Genomic DNA, 21,296 nt, shown 5'->3' on the forward strand with positions numbered 1-21,296 from the left:
CGGCGACAGCGGTACACTCCGGGCCACTGTCCAATCCGAGCAGGAATAAACCGATGCGTGTGCTGCTGGTCGAAGATCACCTGCCGCTGGCCGACAGCGTGGCCCAGGCGCTCAAGAGTCACGGCCTGACCGTGGACGTGCTGCATGACGGCGTGGCGGCTGACCTGGCCCTGGCCAGCGAGGATTACGCCGTGGCCGTACTCGATGTCGGCCTGCCGCGCCTGGACGGCTTCGAGGTGCTGGCGCGCCTGCGCGCCCGTGGCAAGACCCTGCCGGTGTTGATGCTGACCGCACGCAGCGATGTCAAGGATCGGGTCCATGGCTTGAACCTGGGGGCCGACGATTACCTGGCCAAGCCGTTCGAACTGACCGAGCTCGAAGCACGGGTCAAGGCCTTGCTGCGGCGCAGCGTGCTCGGCGGCGAGCGTCAGCAGCGTTGTGGGCCGCTGGTCTACGACCTCGACACTCGACGCTTTACCCTGGGTGACGACGCGCTGACCCTGACCTCTCGCGAGCAGAGCGTGCTCGAAGCGTTGATCGCTCGTCCCGGACGGGTGATGAGCAAGGAGCAACTGGCCGCCCAAGTGTTCGGTCTGGACGAGGAGGCCAGTCCCGACGCCATCGAGATCTATATCCACCGATTGCGCAAGAAACTCGACGGCCATTCGGTAGCCATCGTGACGTTCCGTGGGCTGGGCTACCTGCTCGAGCACCGCGATGCGTGACGCCGGCAGCTTGCGTGGGCGCTTGCTGGGCAACCTTGCGCTGCTGCTGGTGGTGTTGATGCTGGCCAGTGGTCTGAGCGCCTACTGGAATGGCCGCGAAGCGGCCGACACGGCCTATGACCGTACCTTGCTGGCGTCGGCGCGGACCATCGCTGCCGGGCTTTCGCAGCGCGACGGCACGCTCAGCGCCGACGTACCCTACGTGGCACTGGACACCTTCGCCTACGACAGTGCCGGACGCATTTACTATCAGGTCCTGGACATCGACCAGAAGCTGATCTCCGGCTATGAAAAGCTGCCGCCGCCGCCGCCGGGTACGCCGCGCACCGACGATTACCCGGCGCTGGCCCGCTTCTACAACGCCACTTATCTGGGCCAGGACGTGCGCGTGGTCAGCCTGCTCAAGGCCGTCAGCGAGCCGAACATGAACGGTATGGCCGAGATTCGCGTGGCCGAGACCGAGGAGGCGCGGGTCAGCATGGCGCGCAGCCTGATGGCCGATACCCTGCTGCGTCTGGGCATGCTGGCGCTGGGTGCGCTGGTGCTGGTGTGGTTCGCGGTCAGTGCCGCCTTGCGCCCGTTGGAGCGGTTGCGCACGGCGGTGGAGGAGCGTCAGCCCGACGATTTGCGTGCCCTGCCGGTGGTGCAGGTGCAGCATGAGCTGATGCCGCTGGTGGGCGCCTTGAATCATTTCACCGAGCGCTTGCGCGGTCAGTTCCAGCGCCAGGCGCAATTCATCGCCGACGCTGCCCACGAGTTACGCACGCCCTTGGCGGCGCTCAAGGCGCGTGTCGAATTGGGGTTGCGCTCGCGAGAGCCGCAGCAGTGGCACCAGACGCTGGAGGCGGCGGCGCAGGGCACCGATCGCCTGACCCACCTGGCCAATCAGTTGCTGTCGCTGGCGCGGGTGGAAAACGGTGCTCGGGCCATTGCCGAGGGGGGCGCTCAGCGCCTGGATCTCAGTCAGTTGGCGCGCGAACTGGGCATGGCCATGGCGCCGCTGGCCCATGCACACGGGGTCGCTCTGGCGTTGGAAGCCGAAGCGCCGGTGTGGCTCAAGGGTGAACCGACCTTGCTCAACGAACTGCTGAGCAATCTGGTGGACAATGCCCTGGCCCACACACCCTCCGGCGGCAATGTGATCTTGCGGGTACTGGCGCCTGCGGTGCTGGAGGTGGAGGACGATGGTCCGGGTATCCCTGAGGATGACCGCGAGCGGGTGTTCGAGCGCTTCTATCGGCGCAGCGCGCAGGGCAGTGGGTTGGGGCTGGCCATTGTCGGCGAGATTTGCCGGGCGCACCTGGCGCAGATCAGCCTGCATGATGGCGGCAACGGCGGTCTTAAAGTGCGGGTGAGCTTCATCGCCGACTGAAAAGGGCGGCTGGGCGCTTAGCGCAGCATGTCACGGGCGTCGAGCAGCTCGCTCAGGTCCAGGTCCTTGCCTTCAGGCAAGCGCAGGTGACGGTAGGCGGCCAGCGCTTGCGGTGCCTGGTCCTGCTCGCGCAGGCACAGGGCGCGGGCGATCTGCACGATACCGATGTAGTCGATCTTGTCGCTCTGACGCGCCAGGTCCTGGACCTGGCTGGGCAGGCGCACCAGTTGCTCGGGAAAGTCCCAGGCGCTGAGAATCTTGTCGCCCAGCACGGGCTGGATCTGCTCGATGACGAACCGCAGGCACACCGGGTCGGACAGCAGTTCGTTGTGCTCTTGGGCATAGATCAGCACGGGCAGGGCGCCGATCTGGTGCACCAGGCCGCCGAGTGCGGCCTGATCCGGCTTGAGATGGGTGTGACGGCGGCAGATCTCGTAACTCACCCCGGCCACTTCCAGGCTGGTCTCCCAGATAGTGCGCAGGGTTTGCTCCACGGCAGGCGCGCGCGCGTGGAAGATCTGCTCGATCACCAGGCCGATGGCCAGGTTGCAGCTGTAGTTGACGCCCAGGCGGGTGATTGCGGTATGCAGGTCGGTGACCTCGACCAGCGCCCGTAGCAGCGGGCTGTTGACTACCTTGATCAGGCGCGCCGATAGCGCAGCGTCGCGTCCGATCACGCGGCTCAGGGCGGCCACGCTGATCTCGCTGTCTTCAGCCGCTTCACGGATGCTCAGGGCCACTTCAGGCAGTGTGGGCAGCACCAGGTCGTCGTTCTCGATGGCCGCCAGTAATTGCGCTTGAACCATCTTGGCCAGCTTGTTCATGAACATCTCTACCGCAGTGGTGGGGCTGCCCCGCACGGCGGCGGGGCCGGCTGGTCAGCGCTGAATTTCCCGGTCGCGGTCCAGTTCGTAAGGCAGGCCCAGCACCCTCAGGCGCGGGCCTTCGAGACTGCCCAGGTGCAGGTTGTCGTCCGCCACTGCTTCGGCAGTAAGCACCGCCAGCAGTTCCACGCCATGTTCGGCAGGTGCGGCGATCACCACTTCGCCGACGGATGAACCATGGGTAGGGGAGAAGATTTCGCTGCCAGGAACAGGGGCCTGTTCCTCGTCCAGGGCTAGCCGATACTGGCGGCGTTTGAGCTTGCCCAGGTACTGCATGCGCGCGACGATTTCCTGGCCGGTGTAGCAGCCTTTTTTGAAGCTCACGCCATCGACGGCTTGCAAGTTGATCATCTGCGGGATGAACAGCTCACGGGTTTGCTCCATCACCTGGCCGATGCCCGCACGGATCTGGCCGAGCAGCCAGGCCGCCAGCGGCGCTTCGGGCACGACCTCGGCGAGCGTCGCGCTCACCTGGGCGGCGCGCTCGGCGGGCACCCAGAGTTCTGCGCGTCCTGGCGAGACGGCAATGACCATCAATCCCTCGTTGCGCAGGGTGGTGCCGGCGCCCTGAGGCTCCTCCAGCCCCAGAGCCTGCAGCGCAGCGCCCGCGTGCTGCAGCCCGAAGCGGGCCCAGGCGTCGCTTTCGTCGGTCAGCTTGGCCTTGGAGAACACCGCGTATTTCTTCAGGTCTGCCAATTGCGGCTCGAGCAGTTCGCGGGTCATGGCCAGCAGGAAACCGTCGCCTTCGGGCAGGATGCGGAAACTCGATTGCATGCGGCCTTTGACCATGCACCGAGCACCCAGGCTGGCATGCTCAAGGCTGAGATAGTCGAGATTGCAGGTCAGTTGGCCTTGCAGGAACTTACCGGCGTCGGAGCCGCGTACGGCGAGAATGCCCTCGTGGGACAGGGGGCAGAAAAAAGCGGAGTCGGCCATGGGTCATCGCGGTCGCTAGAAAGACTGGCGGCCATCATAGAACGGCAGTAACAAAATAGGTAGGTGAGCAGACCAATGCCCCGTGCTGCTGCGGTTGCGGCGCGCTATACTGCGCGACCATTCGAGGAGGGCCCCATGGTCGAACAAACTGAACTCAATCGGCTTTTCTGGCATAGCCGGCGTGGCATGCTGGAGCTGGATGTACTGCTCGTTCCCTTCACTCAAGAGGTCTACCCGAGCCTGAGCGAAGCGGATCGCGAACTGTATCGCCGCCTGTTGACCTGCGAAGACCAGGACATGTTCGGTTGGTTCATGGAGCGCACCGAGTCGGAAGATGCGGAGCTGCAGCGCATGGTTCGCATCATTCTGGACCGTGTCCAGCCCAAGTGAGCGGTTCGAGTGCCGTTGGCAAGGCTCGCGCCTGCTGCTGACGGCCTATCTTGCAGCCCAGGGGCTCGTGTTCCTCACCTTGTGGTGGAGTGCACTGCCCTGGTGGTTGTCCATCAGCCTGCACTCCCTCTGCATGGCTCACGCCTACTGGACGATCCCTCGGCGTATCCTGTTGACCCATCCCGATGCCATGAGCGGCCTGCGTCGCGACGCGAGCGGCTGGCAGTTGTTCAGCCGTGCCCATGGCTGGCAGCGGGTCGAGTTGCGCCGCGACAGCCTGGCGCTGCCTGCGGTGATCGTCCTGCGCTTCGTTCGTCAGGGCCGCCGCCTGAGCGAAAGCCAATGCATTCCTTTCGATGCGCTGCCCGGCGACGAGCATCGCCGGCTGCGGGTGCGCCTGAAATTCAGTCGGCGGCGCTGGGCTCGGCTTAGCGCGGGCTGAGCACGGTGTCCTTGGCGGTTTCCAGCAGTGCGGGGTAGTCGAGTGTGTAATGCAGGCCGCGACTTTCCTTGCGCTGCATGGCGCAGCGGATCATCAGTTCGGCCACCTGCGCCAGGTTGCGCAACTCGATCAGGTCACGGCTGACCTTGTAATTGCTGTAGAACTCATCGATCTCATCGAGCAGCAGCCGCACGCGGTGTTCAGCGCGTTGCAGGCGCTTGCTGGTACGCACGATCCCCACGTAGTCCCACATGAAGCGTCGCAGCTCGTCCCAGTTGTGCGCGATGATCACGTCCTCGTCCGAGTCGGTGACCTGGCTGGCATCCCAGCAGGGCAGGGCGGTGGGGGACGGCACCTGCTCCAGGTGAGCCTGGATGTGCGCAGCCGCTGCGCGGCCATAGACGAAACATTCGAGCAGCGAGTTGCTGGCCATGCGGTTGGCGCCGTGCAGCCCGGTGAAGCTGGTTTCGCCGATGGCATACAGGCCCGGGACGTCGGTGCGACCGCGCTCGTCGACCACCACGCCGCCACAGGTGTAGTGGGCTGCGGGTACCACGGGTATGGGCTGGCGGGTGATGTCGATGCCGAAGGTCAGGCAGCGCTCGTAGACGGTGGGGAAGTGACTCTTGATGAAGTCGGCAGGTTTGTGGGTGATGTCCAGATACACGCAATCCACGCCCAGGCGTTTCATTTCATGGTCGATGGCGCGCGCGACGATGTCCCGTGGCGCCAGTTCTTCGCGGCGATCGAAGCGCGGCATGAAGCGCTCCCCGTTGGGCAGGCGCAACAGCGCGCCCTCACCGCGCAGAGCCTCGGTAATGAGGAAACTCTTGGCTTGGGGGTGATAGAGGCAGGTGGGATGAAACTGGTTGAACTCCAGGTTGGCCACCCGGCAACCGGCGCGCCAGGCCATGGCGATGCCATCGCCGCAGGCGCCATCGGGGTTGCTGGTGTAGAGGTAGACCTTGGCGGCGCCGCCGGTGGCCAGCACGGTGAAGCGTGCGCCGAAGGTGTCCACTTCGCCACTGTGGCGGTTCAGCACATAGGCACCCAGGCAACGGTCGCCGCTCAGGCCCAGGCGCCGCTCGGTGATCAGGTCGACGGCCACGCGTTGCTCAAGCAATTCGATGTTCGGACGTTGCCGCGCCTGCGCCAGCAGCGTCGTGAAGATCGCCGCCCCGGTGGCGTCGGCGGCATGGATGATGCGGCGGTGGCTGTGTCCGCCTTCGCGGGTGAGATGGAACTCGAAACCGCCATCATCCACGCCGTGCTGCTCGTCACGGGTGAAGGGCACGCCCTGCTCGATGAGCCACTCGATGGCCTCGCGGCTGTGCTCCACAGTGAAGCGCACCGCGGCTTCGTGGCACAGGCCGCCGCCGGCGTCGAGGGTGTCTTCAACGTGAGACTGCACGGTATCGCTGTCATCGAGCACGGCGGCGACCCCGCCTTGTGCCCAGTAGGTCGAGCCGTTGGCCAGCTCGCCCTTGCTCAGCACGGCGATGCGCAGATGAGCCGGGAGGTTCAGTGCCAGGCTGAGACCGGCGGCGCCGCTGCCGATCACCAGGACATCATGTTGGAATTGTTGGCTCATGTCGGGACACTAGTAACTGGGGATGGGGGGCGGCACAATAGTCATGCGCGTATGGCATTGTGAAACTATCGTGAATCCGGTCGGGCTGTCTTTATAGCAGTCTCCAGCGCCAGATTTCCAATGGCGGGACTGCATGTGCAGCCTGGCTGTGGGAACTTTCCGGCACCACGGGAAATCTTAAGCAGGCTGCCCGTCTTTCACCAATGCCAAAGCGATGCAGGACGGCGGCGCTATCCAGGCTGGCACCTGTGTATCTGAAACACCGATTATCGACGCAGCCGGCTGCGACCGCGCTGTGCCTTTTTCGTGCGAGCCGACCAGAGGCCGCAGGAAACTTGCTTGGAGGGGAGAACTTTTGCGCAAAGGCCGAGTCTATGGTTGCAAGCCTGAACGATGGCTTTCGCAACGCTCCTTTGAGTTCACTGAGGAGTGTTCATGCTAACCCAGGAAGAGGATCAGCAGCTTGTCGAGCGCGTGCAGCGTGGTGACAGGCGAGCGTTCGATCTGTTGGTGCTGAAGTATCAGCACAAGATTCTCGGGTTGATCGTGCGTTTTGTTCACGACACCCATGAAGCGCAAGACGTGGCGCAGGAAGCCTTCATCAAGGCCTACAGAGCGCTAGGCAATTTCCGCGGTGACAGTGCGTTTTACACGTGGCTGTACCGCATCGCCATCAACACGGCGAAGAACTACCTGGTGTCCCGTGGAAGACGGCCGCCAGACAGTGATGTCAGCTCCGAGGATGCGGAGTTCTACGACGGCGATCATGGCCTCAAGGATCTCGAGTCACCAGAGCGCTCGTTGTTGCGGGATGAAATCGAGGGCACTGTCCATCGCACCATCCAGCAACTACCGGAAGACTTGCGTACGGCATTGACCCTGCGTGAGTTCGATGGCCTGAGTTATGAAGACATTGCCAGTGTCATGCAATGTCCGGTGGGTACCGTGCGCTCTCGAATTTTCCGCGCTCGGGAGGCCATTGACAAAGCCCTGCAGCCCCTGTTGCAGGAAACCTGAGACAGCGGCGACAGCCAAGAGAGGAACCGCCATGAGTCGTGAAGCTTTGCAGGAATCGCTGTCCGCGGTAATGGATAACGAAGCGGACCAACTGGAATTACGTCGCGTGCTGAACGCCGCCGACGATGCCGAAACCCGTGCCACCTGGTCGCGTTACCAAGTGGCTCGCGCAGCCATGCACAAGGAGCTGCTGCTGCCCAACCTCGACATCGCTTCGGCCGTGTCGGCCGCGCTGGCTGATGAAGCTGCGCCGGTACAGGCCAAGCGTGGAGCATGGCGCAGTGTCGGTCGTCTGGCCGTGGCTGCCTCGGTGACCGTTGCCGTGCTGGCCGGTGTGCGCCTCTACAACCAGGACGAGATCACCGGTGCCCAGCTTGCCTCGCAACAGCCTGTACAGCAGGGTGTCAGCGTGCCACAGGTGCAAGGTCCGGCCGTACTGGCGGGCTACACCGAGAGCAGCGACCAGCCGACCGGCCCGATGGCCAACGGCGTGTTGCAGAATCAAGCCGGTTGGGATCAGCGTCTGCCAGGTTACCTGCGCCAGCACGCTCAGGAGTCTGCGCTGAAGGGCGCTGAAAACGCTCTTCCTTACGCTCGCGCCGCTAGCCTGGAACCTGCCAAGTAAGGAGGATCATGCGCGCGCTACCTCTCCTGGCGCTGCTGTTCGGCGGATGCATGTCGGTGCCGGTGTTGGCGGCCAATTCCTCGCCAGAGGCGGGTGAATGGCTGTCCAAGCTGGCACAGGCCGAGCAGAAGCAGAGCTACCAGGGCGCCTTCGTCTACGAGCGTAACGGCAGTTTTTCTTCCCACGATATCTGGCATCGCGTCCAGTCGGGCAAGGTCAGCGAGCGGCTACTGCAGCTCGATGGCGCTTCCCAGGAGATTGTGCGCGTCGACGGCAAGGTGCAGTGCGTCAGCGGTGCACTCGCCGACGGTGTCGGGGCACCACCCGACGCGGCTGCGCGTGTCCTCGATCCGCTCAAGCTGATGAGCTGGTACGACCTGAGCATGGCGGGCACGTCCCGCGTGGCAGGTCGCGATGCCGTGATCGTCACCTTGACGCCTCGCGATCAACATCGTTATGCCTTCGAATTGCATCTGGACCGTGAAACCGGCTTGCCCCTGCGCTCGTTGATGCTCAACGACAAGGGTCAATTGCTGGAACGATTCCAGATGACTCGCCTGGACACCGCAAACCTGCCCAGTGACCGCGACCTGCAACCCAGTGCCGACTGCAAGCCGGTGGCGCCGGAGCCGGGAGCCAAGTCCGAGTCGGTCGCTGGCTGGCGCTCCGACTGGCTGCCACCGGGCTTCGAGCTGATCAACAGCGCAGTGCGCACCGACTCTGCCGACAAGCGTTCGATCAGCAGCCTCATGTACGATGACGGGCTCACCCGCTTCTCGGTGTTTCTCGAACCTATCGACGACAAGGGCACCGACACGCGTGTGCAGCTCGGCCCAACGGCAGCCGTTTCGCGACACCTCAACACGCCTTCGGGCAAGGTCATGGTAACGGTGGTGGGTGAAATTCCCCTCGGTACTGCCGAGCGTGTGGCATTGTCGATGCGGCCACAGGACATCCAGGCACGGCAATGATTGGCGAGGACGTTTCATACGGCTAGTCCAGCGTGCGTCTGACATCAAATTAAGGCATTGTCATTTGCAATCGACCGGTAAATTTTCTATAGGTCAGACTCTCCGGGGTCTGGCCTTTCCTGTATCTGCAGAGGCCGTTCTGCTAATTACGCTCGTTGTGACGGGAGCCGTATGTCAATACCACGCATGAAATCCTACCTATCGATGTTCGCCGCCGTGCTGATGCTCGGCCAGGTGCTCACCGCCCAGGCGGAGGAGGCCCTGCCGGACTTCACCACATTGGTCGAGCAAGCCTCGCCAGCGGTGGTCAACATCAGTACCAAGCAAAAGCTGCCCGATCGTCGTGTGGCTGCCGGTCAGATGCCGGATCTGGAAGGTCTGCCGCCGATGTTCCGCGAGTTCTTCGAGCGCAACATGCCCCAGCAGCCGCGCTCGCCGCGCGGTGATCGTCAGCGCGAAGCGCAGTCGTTGGGCTCGGGCTTCATCATTTCCCCGGATGGGTATGTGCTGACCAACAACCATGTGGTCGCCGATGCCGACGAGATCATCGTGCGTCTCTCCGATCGCAGTGAGCTGCAGGCCAAGCTGGTGGGCACCGATCCGCGTACCGACGTGGCGCTGCTCAAGGTCGATGGCAAGAATCTGCCGACCGTGAAGCTGGGCGACTCGGAAAAGCTCAAGGTCGGTGAGTGGGTGCTGGCCATCGGCTCGCCGTTCGGCTTCGATCATTCGGTGACCAAAGGTATCGTCAGCGCCAAGGGGCGTACCCTGCCCAACGACAGCTACGTGCCGTTCATCCAGACCGATGTGGCGATCAACCCAGGCAACTCCGGCGGTCCCCTGTTCAACATGAAGGGCGAGGTGGTGGGTATCAACTCGCAGATCTTTACCCGTTCCGGTGGTTTCATGGGCCTGTCGTTCGCCATCCCGATCGACGTAGCGCTGGACGTGTCCAACCAGTTGAAGAAAGACGGCAAGGTCAGCCGGGGCTGGCTGGGTGTGGTCATTCAGGAGGTCAACAAGGACCTGGCTGAGTCCTTCGGGTTGGACAAGCCCGCCGGTGCGTTGGTGGTGCAGGTGCTTGATAACGGTCCGGCAGCCAAGGGCGGTCTGCAGGTGGGTGACGTCATCCTGAGCATGAACGGCCAGCCGATCGTCATGTCCGCCGACCTGCCGCATCTGGTCGGAGGTCTGAAGGACGGTCAGAAAGCCAAGCTGGAGATCATTCGTGGGGGCAAGCGCCAGACCCTGGACGTGACCATCGGTGCGTTGCCCGAGGACGATGCCGACATCGGCACGGGTGGCCAGGCGGGCGCCGAGCGCAACAGCAACCGTCTCGGTGTATCGGTGGCCGACCTGAGCGATGAGCAGAAGAAGTCGCTCGAACTCAAGGGCGGGGTGGTCATCAAGGAAGTGCAAGACGGTCCGGCGGCGCTGATCGGCCTGCGCCCAGGCGATGTCATCAGTCACCTGAACAACCAGGCGATCGGCTCGGCCAAGCAGTTCACTGAAATTGCCAAGGAACTGCCGAAGAATCGCTCGGTGTCGATGCGCGTGCTGCGTCAAGGCCGTGCCAGCTTCATCACCTTCAAACTGGCCGAGTGATCGATTCAGTCTGAGAGAAGGGCAGCTGCGGCTGCCCTTTTTCACGAGTGGACCTGGTTTGACCTGAAAACCCCAATGCACCGAGCGGGTCAGCGGCGATACAGGAACCTCCCATATCCCGTCGGCTTGCGTTACAATGCCCGGCTATTTTTCGGCGGGCGTCCGGCTCGCAGCCTTATCGAGTGTTGATCTGTGAGTGATTTGAGTCATATCCGCAATTTCTCCATCATCGCCCACATCGACCATGGCAAGTCGACGCTGGCCGACCGTTTCATCCAGATGTGCGGCGGCCTGACCTCGCGCGAAATGGAAGCACAGGTCCTCGACTCCATGGACCTTGAGCGTGAACGCGGTATCACCATCAAAGCCCACAGCGTTACCCTGCACTACAAGGCGCAGGACGGCAAAACCTACCAGTTGAACTTCATCGACACCCCCGGTCACGTCGACTTCACCTATGAAGTGTCGCGTTCGCTGGCGGCGTGCGAAGGCGCGCTGCTGGTGGTCGATGCGGGTCAGGGCGTCGAGGCACAGTCGGTCGCCAACTGCTACACCGCCATCGAGCAGGGCCTGGAAGTGATGCCGGTACTCAACAAGATGGACCTGCCCCAGGCGGATCCGGACCGCGTCAAGGACGAGATCGAGAAGATCATCGGCATCGACGCCACCGATGCCGTGGCGTGCAGCGCCAAGAGCGGCATGGGCGTGGACGAGGTGCTCGAGCGCCTGGTGCAGACCATCCCGGCGCCGGTGGGCGACATCGAGGCGCCGTTGCAGGCGCTGATCATCGATTCCTGGTTCGACAACTACCTGGGTGTCGTCTCGCTGGTGCGTGTGCGCCAGGGTCGCGTCAAGAAGGGCGACAAGATCCTGGTCAAGTCCACCGGCAAGGTGCACCTGGTCGACAGCGTCGGTGTCTTCACCCCGAAACACACAGCCACCGCTGACCTGAAGGCTGGCGAGGTGGGCTTCATCATTGCCAGCATCAAGGACATTCACGGGGCCCCGGTGGGTGACACCCTGACCCTCTCCTCGACGCCTGAAGTCCAGGTGCTGCCAGGCTTCAAGAAGATTCAGCCGCAGGTCTACGCGGGTCTGTTCCCGGTCAGTTCCGACGACTTCGAGGACTTCCGCGATGCCCTGCAGAAGCTGACGCTCAACGACTCGTCGCTGCAGTACATGCCGGAAAGCTCCGACGCCCTGGGCTTCGGCTTCCGTTGCGGCTTCCTCGGCATGCTGCACATGGAGATCATCCAGGAGCGCCTCGAGCGCGAGTACGACCTGGACCTGATCACCACCGCGCCAAGCGTGATCTACGAGCTGGAGTTGAAGACGGGTGAAACCATTGTCGTCGACAACCCCTCCAAGCTTCCGGACGTCTCGGCGGTCACCGACTTCCGCGAACCGATCGTCACCGCAACCATCCTCGTTCCCCAGGAACACCTGGGCAACGTGATCACCCTGTGCATCGAGAAGCGTGGCGTGCAGCGCGACATGCAGTTCCTCGGCAGCCAGGTGCAGGTGCGCTACGACATGCCGATGAACGAGGTGGTGCTGGACTTCTTCGACCGCCTCAAATCCACCAGCCGTGGTTACGCCTCGCTGGACTATCATTTTGATCGCTACCAGTCGGCCAACCTGGTCAAGCTGGACGTGCTGATCAACGGCGACAAGGTCGATGCCCTGGCATTGATCGTGCACCGCGACAACGCGGCCTATAAAGGCCGTGCGTTGACCGAGAAGATGAAGGAACTGATTCCTCGGCAGATGTTCGATGTGGCGATCCAGGCAGCCATCGGCGGTCAGATCATTGCGCGGACTACTGTCAAGGCGCTCAGAAAGAACGTACTGGCCAAGTGTTACGGCGGCGATGTGAGCCGTAAGAAAAAACTGCTGGAGAAGCAGAAGGCCGGTAAGAAACGCATGAAGCAGGTGGGCAACGTGGAGATTCCACAGGAAGCCTTCCTTGCTGTGCTCAGGTTGGATAGCTAGGTCCTATGTCGCTAAATTTCCCGCTGTTGCTCGTCATCGCCGTAGCCGTCTGCGGTCTGTTGGGTCTGATCGATCTGCTGTTCCTGGCGCCGCGCCGGCGAGCGGCGATCGCCAACTACCAGGGCAGCGTCAGCCAGCCCGAAGTGGCCGTCGTCGAGCGCCTGAACAAGGAGCCGTTGCTGGTCGAATACGGCAAGTCCTTCTTCCCGGTGCTGTTCATCGTGCTGGTGTTGCGCTCGTTTCTGGTCGAGCCCTTCCAGATTCCTTCGGGGTCGATGAAACCGACCCTGGAAGTGGGCGACTTCATCCTGGTGAACAAGTTCTCCTACGGTATCCGTCTACCCGTGATCGACAAGAAGGTCATCGAGGTGGGTGATCCGCAGCGCGGGGACGTCATGGTGTTCCGCTATCCGAGCGATCCGAACGTCAACTACATCAAGCGTGTGGTCGGCCTTCCGGGCGACCGGATCCGCTACACCAACGACAAGCGCCTGTACGTCAACGACCAGTTGGTCGCCGAGCAACTGGTCGGCAGCGAAGCTGGCTCGCTGGGTAGCGCCGAGCTGTACAAGGAAAAACTCGGCGAAACCGAGCATCTGATCCGCAAGGAAATGAGCCGCTACCGCATGCCGCCGGACCAGCAATGGACCGTACCGGCCGGGCACTACTTCATGATGGGCGATAACCGCGACAACTCCAATGACAGCCGCTTCTGGGACGACCCGAACATCCCTCGCGAGCTGCATGGCATGGTCCCGGACCGCAACATCGTCGGCAAGGCCTTTGCGGTGTGGATGAGCTGGCCAGAGCCCAAGCTCAGCCACTTGCCGAACCTGTCGCGGGTGGGTCTGATCCATTGATACCCCTCGGCGCCGTCCACGGACGGCGCCGAATGCATTTCTGACATAGGCTGTGTTCTCAGGGATGAATCAATCCAGCGCCACGTTGTGGTGCGACACGGCCAAACAGTCTTTCAGGATGTTGATTTGAACGCGTTTAACAACGATGGGGTGGCCGCATGAGCGCTTCCCTCGAGCGCCTCGAGCGCAAGCTCGGCTACACCTTCAGGGACCGGGAGCAGATGCTCTTGGCGCTGACGCATCGCAGCTATGCCGGGCGCAACAACGAGCGCCTGGAGTTTCTTGGCGATGCCATTCTCAACTTCGTGGCTGGCGAAGCGCTGTTCGAGCGTTTCCCCCAAGCTCGAGAAGGCCAGCTTTCGCGCCTGCGCGCTCGCCTGGTCAAGGGTGAAACACTGGCCCGTCTGGCACGCGGCTTCGACTTGGGCGAGTACCTGCGCCTGGGTTCGGGCGAGCTCAAGAGCGGCGGCTTCCGGCGTGAGTCGATCCTGGCCGATGCCCTCGAAGCCCTGATCGGCGCCATCTACCTGGACGCCGACATGCAGACCGCCCGCGAGCGCATCCTCGCCTGGCTGGCGGGCGAGTTCGACGGCCTGACCCTGGTCGATACCAACAAAGATCCCAAGACCCGCCTGCAGGAGTTCCTGCAATCGCGTGCCTGCGAGTTGCCGCGCTACGAAGTGGTGGACATCCAGGGCGAACCGCACTGCCGTACGTTCTTCGTCGAATGCGAAGTGGTGCTGCTGAACAACAAGAGCCGTGGACAGGGCGTTAGCCGGCGTATCGCCGAGCAAGTCGCTGCCGCCGCCGCACTGATCGCCCTGGGCGTGGAGAATGGCAATGACTGAGAACACCCCGACCCGCTGCGGCTATGTGGCCATCGTCGGCCGTCCCAACGTGGGCAAGTCCACGCTGCTCAACCATATTCTCGGGCAGAAGCTGGCGATTACGTCGCGCAAGCCGCAGACCACGCGCCACAACATGCTCGGCATCAAGACCGAGGGCGATGTGCAGGCGATCTACGTCGACACCCCTGGCATGCACAAGGCCAACGACAAGGCCCTGAACCGCTACATGAACCGTAACGCATCGGCGGCCTTGAAAGACGTCGATGTGGTGATCTTCGTGGTCGACCGTACCCGTTGGACCGATGAGGACCAACTGGTGCTCGAGCGTGTCCAGTACGTGGAAGGCCCGCTTATTCTGGCGGTCAACAAGACCGACCGCATGGACGAGAAAGCCGAGTTGATCCCGCACCTGCAATGGCTTCAGGCGCAACTGCCGAAGGCCGAAATCGTACCGATCTCGGCGCAGCAGGGGCATAACCTGGAGTCTCTCGAGGCACTGATCGCCAAGCACCTGCCCGAGAACGAGCATTTCTTCCCGGAAGACCAGATCACCGACCGCAGCAGCCGTTTCCTCGCCGCCGAACTGGTCCGTGAAAAGATCATGCGTCAGCTCGGTGCCGAGCTGCCGTACCAGATCACCGTGGAAATCGAAGAGTTCAAGCAGCAGGGGCATGTGCTGCACATTCACGCCCTGATCCTGGTCGAGCGTGACGGCCAGAAGAAGATCATCATTGGCGACAAGGGCGAGCGCATCAAACGCATCGGCTCCGATGCGCGCAAGGACATGGAAGTGCTCTTCGACGCCAAGGTCATGCTCAACCTGTGGGTCAAGGTCAAGGGCGGCTGGTCCGATGACGAGCGGGCGCTGCGCTCGCTGGGTTACGGCGACCTCTGAACGGCTCGCGACGGCGCGGCTTTCTATGAGCGCGTAGGCAGGCGCTGCGATTGACCTGGGAAAGCGGCGCTGTCTCTGCCGTTTCCATGGGGTCACCCGCGCCTCCCGGTATCTTCGCTGCGTGAGATCGCCATGGACCAACCCACACCACAACTCGCCTACGTCCTGCACAGCCGCGCCTACAAGGAAACCAGTGCGCTGGTGGATTTTTTCACGCCCCAGGGCCGTGTGCGTGCCGTCTTGCGCCGGGCGCGGGGCAAGGGCGGTAGTTCCATGCGGCCGTTCGTGCCGCTGGAACTGGAACTGCGCGGGCGCGGCGAGCTGAAGAATGTGGGGCGCATGGACACCGTCGGCCTCGCCGGTTGGCTCAACGGCGACGCGTTGTTCAGCGGCTTGTACCTCAATGAGTTGCTGATGCGCCTGCTTCCTGCCGAAGCCCCTTATCCCGCCTTGTTCGAACACTACGGTCTTACCCTGCAAGCGCTGGCGGCGGGTCGCCCCCTCGAGCCGCTGCTGCGTGCGTTCGAGTGGCGCCTGCTCGATGAGTTGGGCTATGCGTTCTCCCTGACCGAAGATGTCGACCAAGCCCCAGTCGTTGCCGAAGGACTGTATCGCCTGCAGGTGGATGCCGGGCTTGAGCGTGTCGAGCTGTTCCAGCCCGGACTGTTCAATGGCGCAGAGCTGCTGGCGCTGTCCGAGGCCGAGTGGGAAGCGCCGGGCGCCTTGCTGGCCGCCAAGCGCCTGATGCGCCAGGCATTGGCGGTCCACCTGGGGGCCAAGCCACTGGTCAGCCGCGAACTGTTTCGCAAGCGCTGAGCACGACGTATGCTGTGGGGCTCAATCTTCAGGAGAGCCTTTCGTGACTCAGAGCAACCGCATCCTTCTCGGCGTCAATATCGACCATGTGGCGACCTTGCGCCAGGCCCGCGGCACTCGCTATCCGGACCCGGTCAAGGCAGCGCTGGACGCCGAGCAGGCGGGGGCCGACGGTATCACCGTGCACCTGCGCGAAGACCGTCGGCATATCCAGGAGCGCGACGTGCTGCTGCTCAAGGATGTCTTGCAGACACGCATGAACTTCGAAATGGGCGTCACTGAAGAGATGATGGCCTTTGCCGAGAAGATTCGCCCGGCGCACATCTGCCTGGTGCCTGAAACGCGCCAGGAACTGACCACCGAGGGCGGGCTGGACGTGGCCGGCCAAGAGCAGCGGATCAAGGCCGCTGTGGAGCGCTTGTCGCGCACCGGCGCCGAAGTGTCCTTGTTCATCGATGCCGATGAGCGTCAGATCGAGGCGTCGCGCCGGGTCGGTGCGCCGGCCATCGAACTGCACACCGGGCGCTACGCCGATGCCCAGACCCCTAAGGAGGTGGCCGAAGAGCTCGAACGTATCGTTCAGGGCGTCGCTTTCGGTTTGGCTCAGGGTCTGATCGTCAATGCCGGCCATGGCCTGCATTACCACAACGTCGAAGCCGTGGCGGCCATTGAAGGCATCAATGAGCTGAACATCGGCCATGCGCTGGTGGCGCACGCACTGTTCGTCGGTTTCCCGGCCGCCGTTGCCGAGATGAAAGCGCTGATGCTCGCTGCCGCGCCGCGCCGCAACTGAATACAGTGCCCCGTGGGGCACTTGCGGCTCTCTATTTACGCGCCAGCAATGTGGCCCGGCGCGGCGCTGGCAGGCCTTCGATGGTCTTGCTGTGGTCGGCAGGGTCGAGGAAATCGCTGAGCGACTGGTAGCGCATCCAATCGGTGCTGCGCTGTTCCTCGACGCTGGTGACGCTGACATCCACGCAGCGCACGTCGCTGAAACCTGCCCGGCGCAGCAGGCGCTCCAGGGCCGGCACCGACGGCAGGAACCAGACGTTGCGCATCTGCGCGTAACGGTCTTCGGGCACCAGCATTTGTTGCGCGTCACCTTCGATCACCAGCGTTTCCAGCACCAGTTCGCCGCCTTTGACCAGGCAGTCCTTCAGCGCCAGCAGGTGCTCGATTGGCGAGCGACGGTGGTAGAACACGCCCATCGAGAACACGGTGTCGAACCCTTCCAGATTGGCCGGCAGCTCTTCCAGGGCGAACGGCAGGTGCCAGGCCGGAAGATGCGGGAGGTATTTACTGACAGCCTGGAACTGGCAGAAGAACAGCCAGTTCGGGTCTACCCCGACCACCAGGTCGGCGCCAGCGCCGAGCATGCGCCACTGGTAGTAGCCGTTGCCACAGCCGACATCCAGCACGCGTTTGCCGGTGAGGTTCAGGTGCGGGCTGACCCGCGACCACTTCCAGTCCGAGCGCCATTCGGTGTCCACATGCACGCCGAACAGCTCGAACGGCCCCTTGCGCCAGGGCGACAGCCCCATCAGCGCCTGATGCATCTGCGCACGGCTGGCGGCATCGCAGTCGCTGTCCAGGCGCAGGCCGTCGACCAGGTCGAGGGTGCTCGGCGTCAAGGCGGGCAGCGCGTCCAGTGCGCCACGCCAGCGTTCCAGATCGCCGTGGCCTTTTTCCAGCTTGGCATCCAATTGCGCTTGCAGGCCTTGGGACCAGCGAGCCAGTGGGGTGCCCGCCAGACGGCGGACGAGGGGAGACAGATCGATCATGGCAGGGCTATCAGCGAGGCGAAGTTTAGGCATTGGAACCAGGGCACCACTTTGGAGAAACCGGCGGCGCGCAGGCGCTGCTCGTGTGTCTCCAGAGTGTCAGGCTTCATGACGTGCTCGATAGCGCTGCGTTTCTGGGCAATTTCCAGTTCGCTGTAGCCATTGGCACGTTTGAAGTCCAGATGCAGGTCGTTGAGCAGCGCGTGGCTCTGCGCGTCGTCGAAGCGCAGCTTTTCCGAGAGCACCAGTGCGCCACCGGGGAGCAGCGCCTGGCGTATGCGGGCCAGCAAGTCGAGGCGTTCGTCTGGGGCGATGAATTGCAGGGTGAAGTTCATTGCGACGAACGACGCCGGCTCCAGCGACAGCGCCAGTATGTCGGCCTCCAGTACCTGCACCGGCAGCAGTTCCTGGAACATGGAGTCCTGGGCGGTGAGGTACTGGCGGCAGCGTTCGACCATCGCTGCCGAGTTGTCCACCGCCATTACCCGGCAGCCGTCAGCGCGCACATGGCGACGCAGCGATTGAGTCACGGCGCCCAGCGAAGCGCCCAGGTCATACAAGACGCTATGCGGTTGGGCAAAGCGCGCACCCAGCACACCGATGTTCTCGACGATGGTCGGATAGCCGGGCACCGAGCGCTTGATCATGTCCGGGAACACGCGCACGACGTCTTCGTTGAAGACGAAGTCGGGTACCTGTTCCAGAGGCTGGGCGAATAGGCGGTCTGAGGGGTGGCTCACAGCGGGCTCGTGCAGTGGATTGAAGGAGGCACATTCTAGCGAAAATCAGGGAACGCCGTCTGCGTGGCAGAGCAGTCTCGGGGCATTTGTCAGTTTGTCCAATGATCAATGATCTGGCAGAGAGCTGTGTGTTTTCCTCCCACAGGCTGAGCACCGTCCTGACTTTGTGAGCGGCCGTAGACGGTTAAATTGGTTCCTCAGTAACGCGCTCTCAATTGCAGAAGAGTGTGAGTAGAGGGGAATAATCATGGCGACTGATGTAACTGAGCAGCGGGCGGAGAGTTCTGCTTCAAAAGCGAGTCTGCCTTTCGATGAGCTCACAGTGGATGAACGGGTTGAGTTCATCCCTCAGCAAATTTTCGATTTCAAAAAGAAAGAGCCGGCTTTTCTATTCAGTCAAGACAACCTGCGCACCATCAAACGCTACCAGAGGGCGGTGCGACTGCTGCCCAGAGAGCGGCAAGAGATGGTGGCGAACGTAAACTTTACTGCCTTGGCAATCAGTGCAGATGACTTCTGGTCCTTCCATGAGAATCTGCATCAGCATGTGGATGCGTGGGACGGCGTAGAGGATGCCTGTAAAACAATGGGTGGCGACTAACAGGTCTTTTCCGAAAACTTTATCACTGAAGGTGTGAAGTTTATTGCCGAACTGAAGAACACGCAGGCAATGGACACGCTGTTGCCAGCGATTCCGGCCGACAAGATTCCGAGGGCCGCGCTCTCGACAGCGGACATCACATCACTGAAGTCGGCGATCGATCTCTACTTGCCGACCATCCAAGGTGAAATTACGGAAATGCTCGCCACCATTCGCCACGTCAAGGCGCTGGTCGATCATTTCGGTGAGCAGATCGACAAGGTCTTGCATCCCAGGGGCTCTGGTCTCTTGGCATGTTTGAAGAAAGAAAGTGTCGACAAGAAGATTGCTACGATCGGCGAGCAGTTGATCGCGCTCGACACTGAGATTGAAAAAAAGGTGGCTCAATATGACAAATTGGTCGGCACGGCGTTTTTCGGGATTGCGTTCGGTCCGATCGGTTTGATCGTGACCGGAGGTATTTACGGGGCGCAAGCGGAAGTGGTGCGCAAGGATAAGAATGCATTGATCGAAGAGCGCGATATGTTGGCCACGCAGCAACGTGAACTGTTGGCCGAAATCGAAAATTTCGTGGCCTTGAAGAGGATGGTCACGGACATTAACTTCAGGTTGGTGGAAGTTCGTGCAGCCGCCAAGAACTTGGAAGGCGTCTGGGTGCTGTTGGAGTCCTACATGTCCGCTTCGATTAAAAAAGCCACCGCCGTTTCCAGTAACGTGGAACTGAAAAAGTTCATTGTGCAGTTTGAACGCGTCCTCTCGCCTTGGACCAATATTTTGAATATCTGCAAGCAGCTTTCGGCGATCTTCAACGAAGTACTGGGCGACGCCCTTTAAGGATGAATAATATGAAGAGTGCGAACGTCGAAACACCGTTGCCCGATGCCAAAGCGATGCTCAACATCGAGCGGCAGGCGTTTCAGATTTCCCACCATGGGATCGAATTGCTCCTTCCCGCTGTACGCGAACGCTTGCAGGACATCGCCGAAACCATCAAAAAGGCCAATGCGCGTTTTTGTGGGAATGTCACGCAGGGCCTGATCGATCTCAATCTCGACTTGGACCCGCTTGGCAGTGTCGCTACCGCCGAGCTCGATGAGAACGAACTCGTGACCCTGCGCGCCGACGTGCAGACGACTATCCGGCAGGTGCTGGCCAGCGTAGAGGCTGTGCGCACGTACTCGGTACCTGAGCTCACTGAACTGCAACGAACGGCGATACAAGACCTGCAGGAGAACGACAAGACGTTCAAGCAGGTCCAGAGCACGGCCAATACGCGCGAAGCCAAGTTGGCGGAGATAGACGATAGCCTTGCCACGCTCAATACGCCGACGGTCCGTCAAGCGCTGAGGAACCTGATTCCCGACGACAAGGACATCGATGTCATTCTGGGTCAAATGCAGACGCCTGGTATATCGCCGGATCTGATCAAGGCTGCCGTCGGCAAGCTGAACACGCATCTGGACCTACTGGAGCAGGGCCGTGAATACGCCAAAGTACTTGCGGTCAGAGCACAGATGGCGGACAAGCTCAAGCAGGAGCAGCAGAACCTGGCTGGTCTCAAAGCGCAGCTGGCGCAGAATGACGAAGTGATCACCCAATACGGCAGGGCCGGCGAACTGCTCGAGCTCCGCCAGCAGTGGTTGGTGCAGGGATCACTGTTCGTGGATGGGTGGAGTGCCGTGGATTCCGTCCTGAACAGCAAGGTAGAAGCGGGGCCTCTGTTAGTTGCCTTGCAAGCCGCGCGCGACTACCTGCTGACCGTGCGCAGACGCATTGAGGCGGTTTGATGCGGGTCATCTGACCCTGATCGCGCACTCGAACGTCTGCACCGGCTGCACTTCAGGCGCCCACGGTTGTTGATAGACCAATACCAGGTTGCCATCTCCCGGCGCGCTGGCCTGGAAACGCCAGGTGGATGTCCCGGCAACACCGACCAGACCGCTTTCTTCAGGGCTGCTGTACACCTCTGGACCGAGGCTGCGCAGCACGCTCGAAGCGGGATCCTTGACCTGCCAGCGGTATCCGGTAGTCGGATTGCTGGTCAGGGTGAGGGTCAGGTTCTGGCCTGGCGCCAGACGCTTGGGGCATTCGCTCTCGGCGTCCAGTTCGACGGTCTGCCGGGACTGCTGGGCGCAGGCGGTCAGCAATGCAAGGCTCATGGGAAGCAATAGGCGGGGGAGGGTCATGGTGTCTCCTCAGGCGACG

Annotated in this window: 22 protein-coding genes and 1 pseudogene; 17 read left to right on the forward strand and 6 right to left on the reverse strand. The window is 62.1% G+C overall.

Translation table 11 applies throughout. The features are described 5' to 3' along the window. Positions 1-53 precede the first annotated feature (53 nt). A complete protein-coding gene (locus tag NJ69_RS02070; RefSeq protein WP_039575847.1) occupies positions 54-725 on the forward strand; it encodes a response regulator in 672 nt (223 codons plus the stop codon). Then, positions 718-2,097 (forward strand): sensor histidine kinase, encoded by a 1,380-nt coding sequence (locus NJ69_RS02075; protein ID WP_039575849.1) that lies wholly within the window; start codon positions 718-720, stop codon positions 2,095-2,097. The genes NJ69_RS02070 and NJ69_RS02075 overlap by 8 nt, the downstream gene beginning before the upstream one ends. A gap of 17 nt (positions 2,098-2,114) precedes the next feature. Here NJ69_RS02075 and NJ69_RS02080 read toward each other — a convergent pair whose 3' ends face one another. Further along, the gene (locus NJ69_RS02080; RefSeq protein ID WP_039575852.1) at positions 2,115-2,921 is read right to left on the reverse strand and encodes an HDOD domain-containing protein; all 807 of its coding nucleotides are present in this window, start codon (positions 2,919-2,921) and stop codon (positions 2,115-2,117) included. Positions 2,922-2,975: 54 nt separating this feature from the next. Then, positions 2,976-3,917, reverse strand: a complete 942-nt coding sequence (locus tag NJ69_RS02085; RefSeq protein WP_039575854.1) for a YgfZ/GcvT domain-containing protein — start codon at positions 3,915-3,917, stop codon at positions 2,976-2,978. Between the two features lie 135 nt (positions 3,918-4,052). Between NJ69_RS02085 and NJ69_RS02090 the strand changes: the two genes are divergently transcribed. Together NJ69_RS02090 and NJ69_RS02095 are read left to right on the forward strand one after the other, a co-directional pair. After that, positions 4,053-4,307 carry a succinate dehydrogenase assembly factor 2 gene (locus NJ69_RS02090; protein ID WP_029613909.1) on the forward strand — a complete coding sequence of 85 codons (255 nt, stop codon included), beginning with the start codon at positions 4,053-4,055 and terminating at the stop codon, positions 4,305-4,307. Next, positions 4,291-4,749, forward strand: a complete 459-nt coding sequence (locus tag NJ69_RS02095) for a protein YgfX (protein ID WP_039575857.1) — start codon at positions 4,291-4,293, stop codon at positions 4,747-4,749. The genes NJ69_RS02090 and NJ69_RS02095 overlap by 17 nt, the downstream gene beginning before the upstream one ends. Here NJ69_RS02095 and nadB read toward each other — a convergent pair. Further along, positions 4,736-6,340: an L-aspartate oxidase gene (nadB, locus tag NJ69_RS02100; RefSeq protein WP_039575859.1), complete on the reverse strand. Its 1,605-nt coding sequence runs from the start codon at positions 6,338-6,340 to the stop codon at positions 4,736-4,738. The two genes, NJ69_RS02095 and nadB, sit on opposite strands and share 14 nt — an antisense overlap. A 435-nt stretch (positions 6,341-6,775) precedes the next feature. Between nadB and rpoE the strand changes: the two genes are divergently transcribed. The 10 genes from rpoE (at position 6,776) to pdxJ (ending at position 16,762) form a co-directional block, all read left to right on the forward strand. Further along, entirely contained in the window at positions 6,776-7,357 is a 582-nt protein-coding gene (gene rpoE / locus NJ69_RS02105) for an RNA polymerase sigma factor RpoE (protein WP_003252049.1), read from the forward strand. A gap of 31 nt (positions 7,358-7,388) precedes the next feature. Next, entirely contained in the window at positions 7,389-7,982 is a 594-nt protein-coding gene (locus NJ69_RS02110; protein ID WP_039575867.1) for a sigma-E factor negative regulatory protein, read from the forward strand. Between the two features lie 8 nt (positions 7,983-7,990). Continuing rightward, on the forward strand, positions 7,991-8,953 hold the full coding sequence (locus tag NJ69_RS02115) for a MucB/RseB C-terminal domain-containing protein (RefSeq protein WP_029613912.1): 963 nt from the start codon (positions 7,991-7,993) through the stop codon (positions 8,951-8,953). Between the two features lie 186 nt (positions 8,954-9,139). Continuing rightward, positions 9,140-10,558 carry a DegQ family serine endoprotease gene (locus NJ69_RS02120; protein WP_430736662.1) on the forward strand — a complete coding sequence of 473 codons (1,419 nt, stop codon included), beginning with the start codon at positions 9,140-9,142 and terminating at the stop codon, positions 10,556-10,558. Positions 10,559-10,750: 192 nt separating this feature from the next. Continuing rightward, entirely contained in the window at positions 10,751-12,550 is a 1,800-nt protein-coding gene (lepA, locus tag NJ69_RS02125) for a translation elongation factor 4 (RefSeq protein ID WP_029613914.1), read from the forward strand. 5 nt (positions 12,551-12,555) lie between these two features. Next, positions 12,556-13,410: a signal peptidase I gene (gene lepB, locus NJ69_RS02130; RefSeq protein WP_029613915.1), complete on the forward strand. Its 855-nt coding sequence runs from the start codon at positions 12,556-12,558 to the stop codon at positions 13,408-13,410. Between the two features lie 158 nt (positions 13,411-13,568). Next, positions 13,569-14,258, forward strand: a complete 690-nt coding sequence (gene rnc, locus NJ69_RS02135; RefSeq protein ID WP_039575871.1) for a ribonuclease III — start codon at positions 13,569-13,571, stop codon at positions 14,256-14,258. Next, complete coding sequence (era, locus tag NJ69_RS02140; RefSeq protein WP_039575872.1) at positions 14,251-15,153, forward strand: GTPase Era; 903 nt, start codon at positions 14,251-14,253, stop codon at positions 15,151-15,153. The genes rnc and era overlap by 8 nt, the downstream gene beginning before the upstream one ends. Before the next feature lie 132 nt (positions 15,154-15,285). After that, a complete protein-coding gene (gene recO, locus NJ69_RS02145; RefSeq protein ID WP_039575874.1) occupies positions 15,286-15,969 on the forward strand; it encodes a DNA repair protein RecO in 684 nt (227 codons plus the stop codon). Positions 15,970-16,012: 43 nt separating this feature from the next. Beyond that, positions 16,013-16,762 (forward strand): pyridoxine 5'-phosphate synthase, encoded by a 750-nt coding sequence (gene pdxJ / locus NJ69_RS02150; RefSeq protein WP_029614108.1) that lies wholly within the window; start codon positions 16,013-16,015, stop codon positions 16,760-16,762. Between the two features lie 31 nt (positions 16,763-16,793). Here the strand turns inward: pdxJ and cmoB are convergent, their stop codons facing one another. Then, a complete protein-coding gene (cmoB, locus tag NJ69_RS02155) occupies positions 16,794-17,750 on the reverse strand; it encodes a tRNA 5-methoxyuridine(34)/uridine 5-oxyacetic acid(34) synthase CmoB (RefSeq protein ID WP_039575876.1) in 957 nt (318 codons plus the stop codon). Beyond that, positions 17,747-18,490 (reverse strand): carboxy-S-adenosyl-L-methionine synthase CmoA, encoded by a 744-nt coding sequence (gene cmoA / locus NJ69_RS02160; RefSeq protein ID WP_039575878.1) that lies wholly within the window; start codon positions 18,488-18,490, stop codon positions 17,747-17,749. Before cmoA ends, cmoB begins: the two co-directional genes overlap by 4 nt. Positions 18,491-18,737: 247 nt before the next feature. Between cmoA and NJ69_RS02165 the strand changes: the two genes are divergently transcribed. The 3 genes and pseudogenes from NJ69_RS02165 (at position 18,738) to NJ69_RS02175 (ending at position 20,878) form a co-directional block, all read left to right on the forward strand. Next, positions 18,738-19,091, forward strand: a complete 354-nt coding sequence (locus NJ69_RS02165; RefSeq protein WP_039575880.1) for a hypothetical protein — start codon at positions 18,738-18,740, stop codon at positions 19,089-19,091. Positions 19,092-19,109: 18 nt separating this feature from the next. After that, positions 19,110-19,925, forward strand: a pseudogene (locus NJ69_RS02170) (alpha-xenorhabdolysin family binary toxin subunit A); the annotation flags it as partial. An 11-nt stretch (positions 19,926-19,936) separates the two neighbouring features. Then, positions 19,937-20,878, forward strand: coding sequence for an alpha-xenorhabdolysin family binary toxin subunit B (locus NJ69_RS02175; RefSeq protein ID WP_039575885.1), 942 nt, complete (start codon positions 19,937-19,939; stop codon positions 20,876-20,878). Positions 20,879-20,884: 6 nt separating this feature from the next. On the opposite strand, the gene NJ69_RS02180 is transcribed toward NJ69_RS02175, so the two are convergent. Beyond that, on the reverse strand, positions 20,885-21,277 hold the full coding sequence (locus tag NJ69_RS02180) for a protease inhibitor I42 family protein (RefSeq protein WP_029614103.1): 393 nt from the start codon (positions 21,275-21,277) through the stop codon (positions 20,885-20,887). Positions 21,278-21,296: the final 19 nt, after the last annotated feature.

The organism is Pseudomonas parafulva, assembly GCF_000800255.1.
Lineage (GTDB): Bacteria > Pseudomonadota > Gammaproteobacteria > Pseudomonadales > Pseudomonadaceae > Aquipseudomonas > Aquipseudomonas boreofloridensis.

Bases quoted from the DNA above. Each gene is read 5' to 3' on its own strand.
- NJ69_RS02070 (WP_039575847.1), top strand. From the start codon at position 54: ATGCGTGTGCTGCTGGTCGAAGATCACCTGCCGCTGGCCGACAGCGTG.
- NJ69_RS02075 (WP_039575849.1), top strand. From the start codon at position 718: ATGCGTGACGCCGGCAGCTTGCGTGGGCGCTTGCTGGGCAACCTTGCG.
- NJ69_RS02080 (WP_039575852.1), bottom strand. From the start codon at position 2,921: ATGAACAAGCTGGCCAAGATGGTTCAAGCGCAATTACTGGCGGCCATC.
- NJ69_RS02085 (WP_039575854.1), bottom strand. From the start codon at position 3,917: ATGGCCGACTCCGCTTTTTTCTGCCCCCTGTCCCACGAGGGCATTCTC.
- NJ69_RS02090 (WP_029613909.1), top strand. From the start codon at position 4,053: ATGGTCGAACAAACTGAACTCAATCGGCTTTTCTGGCATAGCCGGCGT.
- nadB (WP_039575859.1), bottom strand. From the start codon at position 6,340: ATGAGCCAACAATTCCAACATGATGTCCTGGTGATCGGCAGCGGCGCC.
- rpoE (WP_003252049.1), top strand. From the start codon at position 6,776: ATGCTAACCCAGGAAGAGGATCAGCAGCTTGTCGAGCGCGTGCAGCGT.
- NJ69_RS02110 (WP_039575867.1), top strand. From the start codon at position 7,389: ATGAGTCGTGAAGCTTTGCAGGAATCGCTGTCCGCGGTAATGGATAAC.
- NJ69_RS02115 (WP_029613912.1), top strand. From the start codon at position 7,991: ATGCGCGCGCTACCTCTCCTGGCGCTGCTGTTCGGCGGATGCATGTCG.
- NJ69_RS02120 (WP_430736662.1), top strand. From the start codon at position 9,140: ATGAAATCCTACCTATCGATGTTCGCCGCCGTGCTGATGCTCGGCCAG.
- lepB (WP_029613915.1), top strand. From the start codon at position 12,556: ATGTCGCTAAATTTCCCGCTGTTGCTCGTCATCGCCGTAGCCGTCTGC.
- rnc (WP_039575871.1), top strand. From the start codon at position 13,569: ATGAGCGCTTCCCTCGAGCGCCTCGAGCGCAAGCTCGGCTACACCTTC.
- era (WP_039575872.1), top strand. From the start codon at position 14,251: ATGACTGAGAACACCCCGACCCGCTGCGGCTATGTGGCCATCGTCGGC.
- recO (WP_039575874.1), top strand. From the start codon at position 15,286: ATGGACCAACCCACACCACAACTCGCCTACGTCCTGCACAGCCGCGCC.
- cmoB (WP_039575876.1), bottom strand. From the start codon at position 17,750: ATGATCGATCTGTCTCCCCTCGTCCGCCGTCTGGCGGGCACCCCACTG.
- NJ69_RS02165 (WP_039575880.1), top strand. From the start codon at position 18,738: ATGGCGACTGATGTAACTGAGCAGCGGGCGGAGAGTTCTGCTTCAAAA.
- NJ69_RS02175 (WP_039575885.1), top strand. From the start codon at position 19,937: ATGAAGAGTGCGAACGTCGAAACACCGTTGCCCGATGCCAAAGCGATG.
- NJ69_RS02180 (WP_029614103.1), bottom strand. From the start codon at position 21,277: ATGACCCTCCCCCGCCTATTGCTTCCCATGAGCCTTGCATTGCTGACC.